Below are 14,022 nucleotides of genomic sequence, written 5' to 3'. Positions count from 1 at the left end.
TTCACCGGGCCGTGCCGGACGCGGACCTCACCAGGTCGGCAGCCGGTACCCCATCCCGCGCACCGTCTCCACCTGCTGGGCGCCGAGCTTCTTGCGCAGGGCCCGCACGTACACGTCCACGATGTTGGAGCCCGGGTCGAAGTCGTAGCCCCACACGTGGGACAGGATCTGCTCGCGGGACAGTACCTGCCCCGGGTGGCGCAGGAACAGCTCAAGGAGCACGAACTCACGCGCCGTCAGATCCACCGTGCGGCCCTCGGACCGGGCCCGGCGGGTGCGCAGGTCGAGGCTGAGCGACCCCGACCTCAGCACCGTCACCTCCGGAGCCCGGGCCGCCGTGCGCAGCCGCAGCCGCACCCGGGCCAGCAGCTCCTCGAAGCGGAACGGCTTGGTCATCCAGTCGTCGGCGCCGCCCTCCAGGCCGGCCACCGTGTCCCGTACCGAGTCCCGGGCGGTCAGCACGATGACCGGGGTTGTCACCCGGGCCTCACGCAGCTCCCGCAGGACCGTGAAGCCGTCCCGGCCGGGCAGCCCGATGTCCAGGACGACGAGGTCGAAGCCGCCGGTGAGGGCGTACTCGTAGGCGGCGTCGCCGTCGGCGACCGCGGTGGTGGTGAAGCCGTTGGCGCGCAGGCCCTTCTCGACGAAGGAGGCGATGCGCTCCTCGTCCTCGACGATGAGGATGCGGTTCATGGGAGCCTCTTCTGCGGGGTTCGGTGCAGCTTCGGGGGTCAGTCCAGGGTGAGTACGAAGGTGGCGCCGCCGCCCTCGGTGGTGCGCAGGTCGACCCGGCCGCCGTGGCCCTCGGCGATCGCCCGCACGATCGACAGCCCGAGCCCGGCGCCCGTGCCGCGCACCCCGCGCCGGGCCGTGCCGCGCCGAAACCGCTCGAAGATCACCTCGGCGTCCTGCGGCTGGACGCCGGGCCCGGAGTCGGCGACGTACAGCTCGATCCGCGAACCGTCGGCGCGGGAGCCTATGCGGACCCGCTGACCGGCCGTGGTGTGCTGCACGGCGTTCTGCGCGAGCTGCACCATGGCCTGGGTGATCCGCTGGGGATCGAGGTGGGCCTCCCGGTCGGCGACCTGGTCCAGCACCCACTCCCGCTCGCCCAGGGTGCGGGCCTTGACGTAGACGTCGGCGGTGAGTTCGGCGAGCTGCACCGGCTCGGGGGTGACGAAGTCGGGGCGTTCGGCCTTGGCGAGCAGCAGCAGGTCCTCGACGATGCGGCTCATCCGGTCCAGTTCGTCGGTGACGAGGCGGACGGTCTCCTCGCGCTCGGCCGGATCGTCGCCCATCAGTTCCAGGTGGCCGCGCACGATGGTGATCGGGGTGCGCAGTTCGTGCCCCGCGTCGTCGACGAACCGGCGCTGGGTGGCGAAGGCGCGCTCCAGCCGGTCCAGCATGGCGTTGAACGTCTCGGCGAGCGCCGCCACGTCGTCGTGGCCGTGCACCGGGATGCGCCGGGTCAGGTCCTGCTCGGTGAGCTGGGCCGCGGTCGTGCGCACCAGCCGCACCGGTTTCAGGATGCGGCCCGCCACCACCCAGGCGATGCCCGTCGTCATCAGCAGGGCGACGCCGGAGATGGCGAGCAGGACGCGGAACACCTCGTCCGCGCGCGCCTGTTCGCGCCCCGGGTGGAAGGCGACCACGAACGCGGCCGCCGGTTCGCCGCCGTAGCGGGCCACGGTGACCTTGGCCCAGCGGATCTCGCCCTCGGGCCGGTGCAGGGTGCCGGAGGAGTCGGGGGAGGCGTGGATGCGGCGCCGGGCGTCGGCGTCCTCGTGCAGGGGCCGGCCGACCGGGATCTCGCGCTGCTGGATGATCTGCGTGGGCCTGCTGCCCACCTCGCCGACCAGGCCGACCAGTTCCTCGTCGAGATCGGCGTACTGCCGTTCCAGGAAGACCCGCAGCAGCCGCCCCGGGTCGGTGAACGGGCGGCCCGTCTCCGGGTCGAAGCCCTGCTCCTCGAAGTTGGCGAACTCGCCGGCCTCCTGCGCGAGCAGGCCGTTGATCCGCTGGTCGGTGTCGCGCAGCAGGATCGAGCGGGTGGTCGCCGCCACCGAGGCCAGCGCGACCGCCATCACCAGCAGCAGCCACAGCAGGATGCGGACCCGGGCCGAGACCCGGCGGCGCTCGCGCTCACCCGTCGCCCGCCCCGTCTCCGGGGCCGTCGTCGGTGTCCCCGCCGCGGTCGTCGTCATCGTCGTCATCCGAAGGGCCGTCGGTGACCGGCGGCCGTGTCACCACCTGGTCGCTGGGTGTCGGCTCGGGCGAGGAGGAGGTCGGCGCCGGGGTGGGGGAGCCGCTCTCCAGCTCCACCTTCGCCGGGACCTTGGGCTCCTGCGGGTTGTCGGTCAGGGCGAAGCTGGTCGCGGCGATGCCGAGGGGGATCAGGACGACGGCCGCGAGGGCCGCCATGCGGCGGGAGAAGACCATGTGGTGGATTCTGCGCGGGGAATTCGGCGGGCCGGATGAGTGCCGGGTGAAGAACCCTTCATGTGTCCGCCGTCGGGTCGCTGCGGGTTCGCCGTGGCTGGTCGCGCCCACGCGGCGGAGCCGCACATCGATACAGCCCCGCGCCCCTGAAAGACGCGCCCCTTCGGGGCGCGTCTCAGTTGTCCAGGCCGATCGCGAACGCCGCTTCCAGGTCGTGTTGGGAGTAGGTGCGGAAGGCCACGTGGGTGTCGGTGCCCTCCACGCCCGGGATCTTGCTGATCCGGCCGGGGATGACGTCGGCCAGGTCCTCGTGCTTGCTCACCCGCACCATGGCGATCAGGTCGTAGGTGCCGGTGACGGAGAAGACCTCGCTTACGCTCTCCAGCGCGGCGATCTGCTCCGCGATCTCGGGAATGCGGTCCACGCTGGTCTTGATGAGGACGATCGCGCTGATCACGGCTGGTTCTCTCCCTCGGGCGCCGCCACTGGAACGCCACCAACTCTAGTCGCACGTCCGAACCGCACCCAGGCGAAGGCGAAGCCCAGGCCGAAGCCCACCAGGTGCGCCAGGTACGCCACCCCCGGACCGTCACCGGCCCGCCCCGCCGCCAGCCACTGCAGGGTCACCCAGAACGGCAGCACCACCCAGGCCGGGAAGCGCAGCGGCAGGAAGAAGAGGAAGGGCAGCAGGCTGGTCACCCGGGCCCGCGGGAAGAGGAACAGGAACGCGCCGAGGATCGCGGAGATCGCCCCCGAGGCGCCGACCAGGGACTCCTGGGAGTGGGCGTTGGCGCCCGCGTAGCCCAGCAGGGCCAGGTAGCCGCAGCCGAGGTAGAACAAGGCGAACTGGAGCCGGCCCATCCGTTCCTCGGTCATCGCGCCGAAGACGTAGAGGAAGAGCATGTTGCCCAGCAGGTGCACCCAGCTGCCGTGGACGAACAGCGCCGTGGCCGGGGTGAGCGCCGACCCGGGGGAGTCCTCGAACAGTTCTGCGGGGATCACGCCCCAGCGCCTGAAGTAGGCGCGCTGCGCCGCCAGCACCTCCTCCCCGGTGCCGTACACCGGGTTCAGGCCCGCCGCCGGGCTGATCAGGAACAGCAGACAGCACAGCGTGATCAGCGTGTACGTCACCGGCGCCGCCCGGCGTCGCGACGAGCGGGCGGGGACGAGCGCCCCGACCGTCGTGACCGTTCTGCGGACCGCCCTGCTCCAGTTGCGGATCATGGACACAGAGCATGACGTAACGGGCGCGAGGGCTCATAGCGCCTCGCCGCCGTGGACACGCGGGCGTCGGGTACCCGCCAGGCCGTAGGGTTACGTGCCACACGCACCGGGGGAGCCCGGCGCGTCACCGACACTGGAAGAGAGCGAACAGCCACGATGACGGTTCCCCTGCCGACCGACACGACGCGGTGGCGCTGCACCCTCTGCGGCAACCTCACCCGCTTCGACGTGACCCGGGCCTCGAAGGTCGTCGAGTACGTGCACCTCGATCTGGCCGGCGAGCCGACGGTGGAGGAACGCGAGGTGCTCAGTGAGACCATCGAGTCGGTGCGGTGCCGCTGGTGCAACGCCGTCGACCAGGTGGAACTCGTGGACAGGCCGGGTGCCGCCTCCTGAGCGGAGCGGCCCCGCACAAGGCGATTCCGGCCCGGGATCGCCCTGAGACATTGGGGTGACGGATGGTGGAGACACACGGCGGGGGGCCGGGAGACGGCGCCGCTGAGGTGCTCGACCGCCCGCTGCCCGACGGCGTGCGCCGCCGGGTCGTGCAGATCGTGTCCGACGGCTTCGGCTCACTCACCCTCGGCGAGCTGCCCGCGCAGCTCAGGCAGTACGCCAGGTTCGCCCCGAACCGCCGGGTCAAGTTCGCCGGCAACGCCATGGCCGCCGCCGTGGAGACCGACCCGCTCTTCCGCCAGCGCATCGGGGAGAAGTTCCGCGACGGCCAGCCCGAGCTGGCCGAGGCCCTGGACGCCGGGGCCGCCCTCCCGGCCGCCGACCCGCTGGACGTGGCCGCCGCGGCCTACGTACTGCGCCCGCACGGCTGGGTGAAGCTGGTCACCGCCGCAGGCGAGGAGGCGCAGCGCGCGGACGCCGAGCGTGCCGACGAGGAGAACCGCGCGGAGCTGGAGCGGCTGCACGGGGAGCTGGCCCGGGCCCGGGAGCACACCAGGACCGAGACCGAGCGGCTGCGCACCGAGCTGGACGCGGCGAAGCGGGAGGCCGAGTCGCTGCACCGCAAGCTGCGCTCCGCCCTCAGCGACGTCAAGCGCGGCGAGGCGGCGCTGCGCAAGATCCGGGCCGAGCTGGACTCCGTGCGGGCCGAGGGGCAGACCCAGGTGTCCGCCGCAGAGAGCGAGACCCGGCGGCTCAAGACCCGCCTGGGGGAGGCCGAGGCGGCCCTGGAGGCCACCCGCAAGGCGGCCCGCGAGGGGCGCAGCGTCGAGGACATGCGCGTACGGCTGCTCCTGGACACCCTCCTCGACGCCACCCAGGGGCTGCGCCGCGAGCTGGCGCTGCCCCCGGTGTCCGTGCGGCCCGCCGAGACCGTGGACGCGGTCGAGCCCGGCCGGATGACGCCGAAGGACATCGCCAACCGGGCCCTGTCCGAGAACGACCCGGCGATCCTCGACCAGTTGCTGGCGCTGCCCCAGGCGCACCTGGTCGTCGACGGCTACAACGTCACCAAGACCGGCTATCCGCAGATGCCGCTGGAGAAGCAGCGGCTGCGGCTGCTCGGCCAGCTCTCCCAGCTGGCCGCGCAGACCGGCGCCGAGATGACCTGCGTCTTCGACGGGGCCGAACTCGTGGCGCCGGTGCTGCTCGCGCCGCCGCGCGGGGTGCGGGTGCTGTTCTCCAAGCCCGGTATCACCGCCGACGAGCTGATCCGCCAGCTGGTGCGGGCCGAGCCGCCGGGGCGGCCGGTCATCGTCGTCTCCACCGACCGCGAGGTCGCCGACGGCGTGGCGCGCGCCGGCGCGCGCCCGGTGGCGTCCGCGGTGCTCCTCAAGCGGCTTTCCTAGCCGCTCGTTCGCTTCGCGTCGGCTTCCGGCCACTTCTCTTCACTTCCGTACCAACCGTAACGTAGGCGTTCTATGCCCGAATTGACGGAAGCGTCACGCAACGTAGCGTCAGAAGGGTGTCACTGCAGGTGAGTTGCGGCGGAAATCGCGGTGCGTAACCGTGATTTTTCGGCGGAGGATTTGAACTGATCACGAGTGGGTCACTAGGGTCACCCTTCGAACCCTCGAACGGGTGATCCCTCTCAAGAAGGAGCTCGTCTCCGTGGCGTCCCACCGTCGTCCCAAGCAGCCGAGCCGCACGCGCGTGACCGTGCTCACCACCGCTGCCGCCGCCGCTGTCGCTCTCAGCTCCCAGGCCGCCAACGCCGCCCCGAGCGAGAAGCCGAGCAAGGACGAGGTCAAGGCCAAGGTCGACAAGCTCTACGAGGAGGCCGAGCAGGCCACCGAGAAGTACAACGGCGCCAAGGAGAAGCAGGAGAAGCTCCAGAAGGAGATCTCCACCCTCCAGGACAACGTCGCGCGCGGCCAGGAGGAGCTCAACGGGCTGCGCGACGGCCTCGGTTCGATGGCCAGCGCCCAGTACCGCTCCGGCGGCATCGACCCCTCCCTCCAGCTCTTCCTGTCCGCCGACCCGGACAACTACCTGGACAAGGCCTCCACCCTCGACCAGCTCAGCGGTCAGCAGGTCGAGGCGCTGAAGAAGATCCAGACCAAGCAGCGCGACCTCGCCCAGCAGCGCTCCGAGGCATCCGAGAAGCTCAAGGACCTCTCCGCCACCCGCACCGAACTGGGCAAGAAGAAGAAGCAGGTCCAGGGCAAGCTCTCGTCCGCCCAGAAGCTGCTCAACACGCTCACCGCGCAGGAGAAGGCCGCCCTCCAGGAGGAGGAGCAGCGCTCCAACCGCGCCAGCGAGCGCCAGGTCCTCACCGGCGGCAAGACCACCCCCGCCTCCGGCCGCGCGGGCGCCGCCTTCGCCGCCGCCCAGGGCAAGATAGGCACGCCGTACGTCTACGGCGCCACCGGCCCGTCCTCCTTCGACTGCTCGGGCCTGACCTCCTGGGCGTACGCGCAGGCCGGCGTCGGCATCCCGCGCACCTCGCAGGCGCAGGCCAACTACGGCACGCGCATCTCCTCGATGAGCGACCTCCAGGTCGGCGACCTCGTCTTCTTCTTCAGCGACCTGCACCACGTCGGCCTCTACGCCGGCAACGGCCAGGTCCTGCACGCGCCGCGCACCGGAACCAACGTCCGCTACGAGTCGATGGGCACCATCGGCGGCCCGTTCATGTTCGGCGTCCGGGTCTGATCCCGACGCTCTCCGCGCCACCCGAAGTCACCCCCGCCGTGCCGCCCGTTCGGGCGAATCACGTCCGGGCCCTGTGACCCCCCGCCCCGCCGGTGACCTGCGTCAGCGGCGGGGCGTCGCGTTGCGCGGCCCCCGAGGTCGTTGGCCGGTGCCCCGCCGTGGGGTTACTGTCTGCCGCGTTTCCCCGTCCGCCAGCGGAAGGAGTGCGGCTTCCCGTGGGGTCCCATCGCCGCCTTGCACCATCCGGGTTCGACCGAGGCTCCACCGCCGCCGTCGGCCTGCTCTCCGTGGCCGCCGCACTCCTGGGCGCCGTACCGGCCGCGGCCGCTCCGCACGACGACCGGCGGGCGGAGGTGGACCGGCTGCACACCGAGGCGGAGCAGGCGACCGAGGCGTACAACAAGGCCGACGCGCGCACCGACACGCTGCGCGAGGAGGTCACGACCGCACAGGATTCCATCGCCCGGCAGCAGGAGCGCGTCAACACCATGCGGGACGCCCTCGGTTCGCTGGCCGGCGCCCAGTACCGCTCCGGTGGCGTCGACCCCTCGCTCGCGCTGCTGCTCTCCGCCGAACCGGACGACTACCTCGACCGGGCCTTGGTGCTGGACCGGATCACCACCCGCCAGGCGGGCGAGCTGAGGGAACTCCAGCAGGCGATGCGCGACCTCGCCCAGGACCGGGCCGAGGCGGCGCGCAAGCTCACCGAGCTGGAGAAGGGCCGCAAGGCCGTCGCCGCCCACAAGAAGACCGTGGAGCGCAAGCTCGCCAAGGCCCGCGCGCTGCTCGCCGCCCTGCCCGACGACGAACGCGCCGCCTACCAGCGCGGGTCCCGCTCGGGCCGGGAGGACCTGACCGCCCTCGCCGGCGCCCCCGCCTCCGGCCGGGCCGGGGCCGCCTTCGCCGCCGCCCGCTCCGCCCTCGGCAAGCCCTACGTCTGGGGCGCCAACGGCCCATCCGGCTTCGACTGCTCGGGCCTGACCCAGTGGGCCTACGCGCAGGCCGGGGTGGGCATTCCGCGCACCTCCCAGGCGCAGTCCGGCGCCGGACGGCACGTGTCCCTGGCCGAGGCGCGCCCCGGCGACCTGGTCGCCTACCGGGACGACGCCAGCCACATCGGCATGTACGCCGGCAACGGCCAGGTGATCCACGCGCCCTACCCCGGTGCGCCGGTGCGCTACGACCCGGTCGGCATGATGCCGATCTCCTCGATCACCCGGGTGTGACCCCACGGCCCCTCCCGGCCCCGGCGCCCCCCTCGCCCGGTGCCTTCCGCGGCCCCGCGCCCGTACGATCGGGAGGATGGCTGGTCGAAGGCGGGTGTCGGGTCCCTCGGGGGTGTCGGGTTCCTCGGTGGTGGCGCTGTGCCTGCTGCTCGTCGCGCTGGTGGCCTGCGGCGGCCGGACCACGGCCGACCCCGCCCGGGCCGGCGTCCAGCGGGTCCTGGACCGGCGTGCGGCGGCCGTCCTCGCCCACGACGCGACCGCCTACGCGCGCACCGGCACCGGCACCGGCTTCGACCACCTGAGCGCGATCCCGCTGGCCGCCTGGTCCTACCGGGTGCGGGACGTGCAGCGCACCGGCGACACCGCCACCGCCGACGTCGAGCTGCGCTACCGCGTCGAGGGCTACGACCGGGGACCCGTCACCGCGGGCCGCACCGTGCGGCTGAGCCGGGACGACGGGGGCGGGTGGTCCGTCGACTCCGACCGCCCCGCCAAGGAGTCCGGCCAGCAGCCCTGGGACCAGGGCGCGGTCGAGGTCGTCCGCGGCACGCACAGCCTCGTCCTCGGCGTCGGGCAGTCCAGCGCGATGCTGCGCCGCTTCGCCGACCTGGCCGACCGGGCGGTGCCGGCCGTCTCGGACGCCTGGGACGGCGACTGGTCCCGCCGGGTGGTCGTGGTCGTCCCCCGGTCGGTGGAGGGCATGGCGGGCCTGCTCGGCTCCCCGGCCTCGTCCTACCGGGGCATCGCCGCGGTCACCACCGGGGAGACGGGCGGCCGGGAACACGCCCCCGCGGACCGGATCATCGTCAACCCCGACGCGTACGGACTGCTCGGCAGCCTCGGCAAGCAGGTCGTCCTCACCCACGAGACCACCCACGTCGCCACCCGCGCCGACACCACCTCGGCCACTCCGCTGTGGCTCTCCGAGGGCTACGCCGACTGGGTCGGCTACCGCGGCAGCGGACGCACCGCCGCCCAGGCCGCCCCCGAGCTGGCCGACGCGGTCGCCGAGGGCCGGGTGCCCGCACGGCTGCCGACGGACGAGGACTTCGGCTTCACCGCAGAGGCACAGGAACTGGCCCGGGCCTACGAGGGCGGCTGGCTGGCCTGCCGGATGATCGCCGAGCAGTGGGGCGAGGACCGGCTGGACGCCTTCTACCGCTCCGTGGGCGCCCACGACAAGCGCGTCGGCGCGGTCGAGGACGCACTGCACGAGGTGCTCGGCACGACGCCGGACGACTTCACGGCGCGCTGGCGGGAGTACCTGCGAGCACGGCTCGCCTGAGCCGCGGGTGCTCGGCGGCCGTGGTGCCGGAGGGTTTCACGGCGTGCCGGCGGGAGTGTCCGCGGGAGCCGTGGTGCGGCCGGGGTGCTCGACGGGCTCGGTCCGGGCCGGGGGCCCCTGGTGTGCCGGGCCGCGCCACAGGGCGCGGGCGCCGAGGAGGGTGGCGGCCACCAGCAGGCCGTTGCGGACGGAGAGGAGCGTGATGCCGAGCGGTGTGCTCGCCACCACGTCCGCGAACAGGAGCGGGAACCCCAGCGCCGTCAGCGGGGTCGCCGCCAGCACCAGGGCCACCGGCACCCGCATCCGGCTCGCCCGGAAGCACCGGCAGACCGCGCCGAGGCCCACCAGCCACACCAGGTACTGCGGGCTGATCACCCGGCTGGTCACCGTGAACAGCAGCACCGCCACGAAGGCCGCGTCCGCCGCCGTGTGCGCCGCGAACCGGGGGGCCGCCGGGCGCGAGGCCCTCAGCCGCCACAGCAGCAGCCAGCCGAACCCCACCGCGCTCAGCCCCAGCGAGACCGTGCCCACCGTGTCCACGTGCGGGCCCAGGAACTCCATCGAACCGTAGTTCAGCAGCACCCCGCCCTCCCAGCCGAAGTGCCGGGCGACGTGGAAGACCAGCGAGCCCACCGACTCCACCTCGACGCCCCGTTCGCGCTGGAACGTCAGGAACGCGAACGCCCCGGGCATCGACACCGCGAACAGCACGGCCAGCCCCGCCCCGCTCACCGCGGCCGCGATCCACGGCCGCCACCCCCGCATCCCGACCAGCACCAGCGCCGGCCACACCTTCAGCAGCGCCCCGAGGGCCGCCAGGGCGCCCGCCACCCGCGGATGCCGCCCGGCGGCGAGCAGCGCGGCCACCGCGACGGCCGTGACCATCACGTCGTAGCGGGCGTACACCGTCGGCCCGAGCAGCGGCACGCCCACGACCCACACCCACGCCCCGCGCGGCGACCGTCCCGTCCCCCGGCCCGCATGCCACAGCAGCGCGAGTACGGCGGCGTCCGTGACACACGCGAGGACGAAGAAGGCCGTCGCGTACTCCAGGAAGGGCAGCAGACCGGGGGAGAGGATCGCGAGGGCCGCCGCCGGCGGGTACTGCCAGGTGACGTCCGTCAGCGGAAACGTTCCGGTGCGCAGGACGTCGGACCAGTCCCGGTAGATGACGGACACGTCGCTCGTGACGTCCGGACCGGGGAAGGCCAGCACCTTCAGCACGAACAGCAGCAGCACCAGCCGCGTGGCGCCCCAGACCGTCGGCAACCACAGCGGTGACCGCCCCGCGTCCCTCGTCTCCACGTGCTCCCTGCCCGTCCGTGCCCGCCCGCACCTGCCTGTCCCCGCCTCGTACCTGCTTGTCCCCCGGTGCGGCCATGATGACCCGGACCCCTGTGGGCGTGCCACAGGAGGCGGCCGGGCCAGGCTCCCGGCAGCCGGTTCGGTAGGGTCGGCGGCGTGCGCAAGACCTTGATCGTGACGAACGACTTCCCGCCCCGCCCGGGCGGCATCCAGGCCTTCCTGCACAACATGGCGCTGCGCCTGGACCCCGAGCGGCTGGTCGTCTACGCCTCCACCTGGAAGCGGAGCCGCGAGGGCATCGAGGCCACCGCCGCCTTCGACGCCGAGCAGCCCTTCACCGTCGTACGGGACCGCACGACCATGCTGCTGCCGACGCCGGGCGCCACCCGGCGGGCGGTGGGCCTGCTGCGCGAGCACGGCTGCACCTCGGTATGGTTCGGCGCGGCCGCCCCCCTCGGCCTGATGGCCCCGGCCCTGCGCAGGGCGGGCGCCGAGCGCCTGGTCGCCACCACCCACGGCCACGAGGCGGGCTGGGCCCAGCTGCCCGCCGCCCGGCAACTGCTGCGCCGGATCGGGGAGTCGACGGACACGATCACCTACCTCGGCGAGTACACCCGCTCCCGGATCGCCGGCGCGCTCACCCCGGAGGCCGCCGCCCGGATGGTGCAACTGCCGCCCGGCGTCGACGAGAAGACCTTCCACCCGGCCAGCGGCGGCGACGAGGTGCGCGCCCGCCTCGGCCTCACCGAGCGCCCCGTCGTGGTCTGCATCTCCCGCCTGGTCCCGCGCAAGGGCCAGGACACCCTGATCCGGGCGATGCCGCGGATCCTCGCCGCCGAGCCGGACGCCGTCCTGCTGATCGTCGGCGGCGGCCCCTACGAGAGGGATCTGCGCCGCCTCGCCGAGGAGACCGGCGTCGCCGCCTCCGTCCACTTCACCGGCGCCGTGCCCTGGTCCGAACTGCCCGCGCACTACGGCGCCGGGGACGTCTTCGCCATGCCCTGCCGCACCCGCCGGGGCGGCCTCGACGTGGAGGGCCTCGGCATCGTCTACCTGGAGGCCTCGGCGACCGGCCTGCCCGTGGTCGCCGGCGACTCGGGCGGCGCCCCCGACGCCGTACTCGACGGCGAGACGGGCTGGGTGGTCCGGGGCGAGGACCCGAACGAGTCCGCCGACCGCATCACCACCCTCCTCGCCGACCCGCAACTCCGCGGCAGGATGGGCGAACGGGGCAGGACCTGGGTGGAGGAGAAATGGCGCTGGGACCTACTGGCGGAGCACCTGAAGGCGTTGCTGTGACGCGGTCTCCTTCGCAGCGCGGGGGACTGGAGATACTCAGGGGCGCGGGGAACTGCGCGACCAGCCACAACGGATCCGCCCCCGCCCACGGTGATCAAGCCGCACCCCACTAGGCGCCCTCACTTGGAATAGATCGCCTCGATCTCGTCCGCGTAGTCCTTCGCCACAACATTCCGCTTCAGCTTCAGCGACGGCGTCAGATGCCCCGACTCTTCCGTGAACTGCGCCCCCAGCACCCGGAACTTCCGCACCGACTCCGCCTTGGACACCGCCGCGTTCCCGTCGTCGATCGCGTCCTGGATCGCCGCGAGCAGATCCGGGTCCTGGCGCAGCGACACCGCGGTCGAACCGGCCGGCTTCCCGTGCTCCGCACACCAGCGGCCCAGGAACTCCTCGTCGAGGGTGACCAGCGCGCCCACGAAGGGCCGCCCGTCGCCGACCACCATGCACTCCGCGACCAGCGCGTGCGCGCGGATGCGGTCCTCTATGACGGCCGGTGCGACGTTCTTGCCGCCGGCGGTGACGATGATCTCCTTCTTGCGGCCGGTGATCCGCAGGTAGCCGTCCTCGTCGAGGGTGCCGATGTCGCCGGTGTGGAACCAGCCGTCGGCCAGCGCCTCCGCGGTCGCCCCCGGGTTGTTCCAGTACTCCTTGAACAGGTGCTCGCCGTGCAGCAGCACCTCGCCGTCGTCCGCGATGCGCACCACCGAGCCGGGCAGCGGCTGGCCCACCGTGCCGATCTTCTGCCGGTCCCAGGGGTTGAAGGCGGTGGCCGCGCAGGACTCGGTCAGGCCGTAGCCCTCCAGGACCGTGAAGCCGATGCCGCGGAAGAAGTGACCGAGCCGCTCGCCGAGCGGGGCGCCGCCGGAGATGGCGTACTCGCCGCGGCCGCCGAGGACCGTGCGGAGCTTGCTGTAGACGAGCTTGTCGAAGACCTTGTGCTTGATCTTCAGGCCGACGGACGGACCCGACGCGGTGTCCAGGGCCTTGCTGTACGCGATCGCCGTGTCCGCGGCCTTGTCGAAGATCTTGCCCTTGCCGTCCGCCTGCGCCTTGGCGCGCGCCGAGTTGTACACCTTCTCGAAGACGCGCGGCACGCCGAGGATCAGCGTGGGCCGGAAGGCGGCCAGCTCGTCGGTGAGGTTCTTGATGTCGGGGACGTTGCCCAGCTTGATCGGCGCGATCATCGGCGCGACCTGGACCAGGCGCCCGAAGACGTGCGCGAGCGGCAGGAAGAGGAGGACCGAGCACTCCCCGGTGCGGAAGAGCGGCCGCAGCCGCTCCACCACGTTGCCGCACTCCGCGAAGAAGCTGCGGTGGGTGAGCACGCAGCCCTTGGGGCGGCCCGTGGTGCCGGAGGTGTAGACGATGGTCGCGGGGTCGTCGGCCTTCGCGATCGAGCCGCGCTCCTCGACGGTGGCGTCCGTGACGTCCTGGCCCAGACGCCCCAGCTCCTCCACCGCGCCGGCGTCGATCTGCCAGACGTTCTTGAGGGCGGGCAGCTGCTCGCGCACCGACTCGACGGCGGCCGCGTGCCCGGCCGACTCCACGACGCACGCCGTGGCCCCCGAGTCGCCGAGGATCCACTGCACCTGCTCCGCCGAACTGGTCTCGTACACCGGCACGGTGATCGCGCCCGCGCTCCAGATCGCGAAGTCCAGCAGCGTCCACTCGTAGCGGGTGCGGGACATCAGACCGACCCGGTCGCCCGGCTGGACGCCGGAGGCGATGAGGCCCTTGGCGGCGGAGTGCACCTCGGCGAGGAAGGCGCGCGCGGTCACGTCCTGCCAGGTGTCTCCCACCTTGCGGGCGATGACGGCGACGTCCGGATGCTGCGCGGCGTTTCTGCGGACGATGTCGGTCAGGTTTCCGTCCGCGGGGACCTCGTACAAGGCCGGAAGGCTGAACTCGCGCAAGACTGCTGCTCCTCATAGGGCGCCGGCGCCACGACGTTGTGTGATGCGACGGTGCGGTCCAAGGCTCGGGCTGTGGCTCCGGAGGACTCATGCGGGATTCACATGTTGAAATCCAGAGCACGACTGGACTGCCCGGACGTTACCCGCCGGTATGCGTTCTCCGACAGGGGGTCCCCGCGAGATGTTCGCTGCGTCACACGGATGGGGTTTGCTTTGCGCA

General features: G+C 72.7%; 13 protein-coding genes. 6 read left to right on the top strand and 7 right to left on the bottom strand.

The genetic code is table 11. From position 1 onward, the window contains the following. Positions 1–27: 27 nt before the first annotated feature. The 5 genes from IE258_RS30840 to IE258_RS30820 form a co-directional block, all read right to left on the bottom strand. The gene (locus IE258_RS30840; protein ID WP_127894914.1) at positions 28–693 is read right to left on the bottom strand and encodes a response regulator transcription factor; all 666 of its coding nucleotides are present in this window, start codon (positions 691–693) and stop codon (positions 28–30) included. 38 nt (positions 694–731) lie between these two features. Then, positions 732–2,084 (bottom strand): sensor histidine kinase, encoded by a 1,353-nt coding sequence (locus IE258_RS30835; RefSeq protein ID WP_189749028.1) that lies wholly within the window; start codon positions 2,082–2,084, stop codon positions 732–734. 58 nt (positions 2,085–2,142) lie between these two features. Continuing rightward, positions 2,143–2,439, bottom strand: a complete 297-nt coding sequence (locus IE258_RS30830; RefSeq protein WP_189748996.1) for a small secreted hydrophilic protein — start codon at positions 2,437–2,439, stop codon at positions 2,143–2,145. Between the two features lie 175 nt (positions 2,440–2,614). Beyond that, positions 2,615–2,896, bottom strand: a complete 282-nt coding sequence (locus tag IE258_RS30825) for an Lrp/AsnC family transcriptional regulator (RefSeq protein WP_007448778.1) — start codon at positions 2,894–2,896, stop codon at positions 2,615–2,617. Beyond that, the gene (locus tag IE258_RS30820; protein ID WP_189748994.1) at positions 2,893–3,663 is read right to left on the bottom strand and encodes a rhomboid family intramembrane serine protease; all 771 of its coding nucleotides are present in this window, start codon (positions 3,661–3,663) and stop codon (positions 2,893–2,895) included. The genes IE258_RS30825 and IE258_RS30820 overlap by 4 nt, the downstream gene beginning before the upstream one ends. Before the next feature lie 156 nt (positions 3,664–3,819). On the opposite strand from IE258_RS30820, the gene IE258_RS30815 reads away from it, so the two are divergent. The 5 genes from IE258_RS30815 (at position 3,820) to IE258_RS30795 (ending at position 9,282) form a co-directional block, all read left to right on the top strand. After that, positions 3,820–4,059 (top strand): hypothetical protein, encoded by a 240-nt coding sequence (locus IE258_RS30815; protein ID WP_052841425.1) that lies wholly within the window; start codon positions 3,820–3,822, stop codon positions 4,057–4,059. Between the two features lie 62 nt (positions 4,060–4,121). Beyond that, a complete protein-coding gene (locus tag IE258_RS30810) occupies positions 4,122–5,465 on the top strand; it encodes an NYN domain-containing protein (protein WP_189748992.1) in 1,344 nt (447 codons plus the stop codon). 262 nt (positions 5,466–5,727) lie between these two features. Further along, entirely contained in the window at positions 5,728–6,771 is a 1,044-nt protein-coding gene (locus tag IE258_RS30805) for a C40 family peptidase (RefSeq protein ID WP_189749026.1), read from the top strand. A 215-nt stretch (positions 6,772–6,986) separates the two neighbouring features. Next, positions 6,987–7,997 (top strand): C40 family peptidase, encoded by a 1,011-nt coding sequence (locus IE258_RS30800; RefSeq protein ID WP_189748989.1) that lies wholly within the window; start codon positions 6,987–6,989, stop codon positions 7,995–7,997. 76 nt (positions 7,998–8,073) lie between these two features. Then, positions 8,074–9,282, top strand: a complete 1,209-nt coding sequence (locus IE258_RS30795) for a hypothetical protein (RefSeq protein ID WP_189748987.1) — start codon at positions 8,074–8,076, stop codon at positions 9,280–9,282. Between the two features lie 36 nt (positions 9,283–9,318). Here IE258_RS30795 and IE258_RS30790 read toward each other — a convergent pair whose 3' ends face one another. Next, complete coding sequence (locus IE258_RS30790) at positions 9,319–10,587, bottom strand: glycosyltransferase 87 family protein (RefSeq protein WP_229892517.1); 1,269 nt, start codon at positions 10,585–10,587, stop codon at positions 9,319–9,321. 156 nt (positions 10,588–10,743) lie between these two features. Here IE258_RS30790 and IE258_RS30785 point away from each other — a divergent pair, with 156 nt between their 5' ends. Beyond that, positions 10,744–11,886, top strand: a complete 1,143-nt coding sequence (locus IE258_RS30785; RefSeq protein ID WP_189748985.1) for a glycosyltransferase family 4 protein — start codon at positions 10,744–10,746, stop codon at positions 11,884–11,886. A gap of 119 nt (positions 11,887–12,005) precedes the next feature. Here the strand turns inward: IE258_RS30785 and IE258_RS30780 are convergent, their stop codons facing one another. After that, entirely contained in the window at positions 12,006–13,802 is a 1,797-nt protein-coding gene (locus IE258_RS30780) for an AMP-dependent synthetase/ligase (RefSeq protein WP_189748983.1), read from the bottom strand. Positions 13,803–14,022 lie beyond the last annotated feature (220 nt).

It is taken from the genome of Streptomyces tendae (assembly GCF_014650435.1).
In the GTDB taxonomy this organism is placed as follows: domain Bacteria; phylum Actinomycetota; class Actinomycetes; order Streptomycetales; family Streptomycetaceae; genus Streptomyces; species Streptomyces tendae.
Note: the sequence above shows the minus strand (reverse complement) of the source record. Positions and strands in the feature narration are given on the sequence as shown.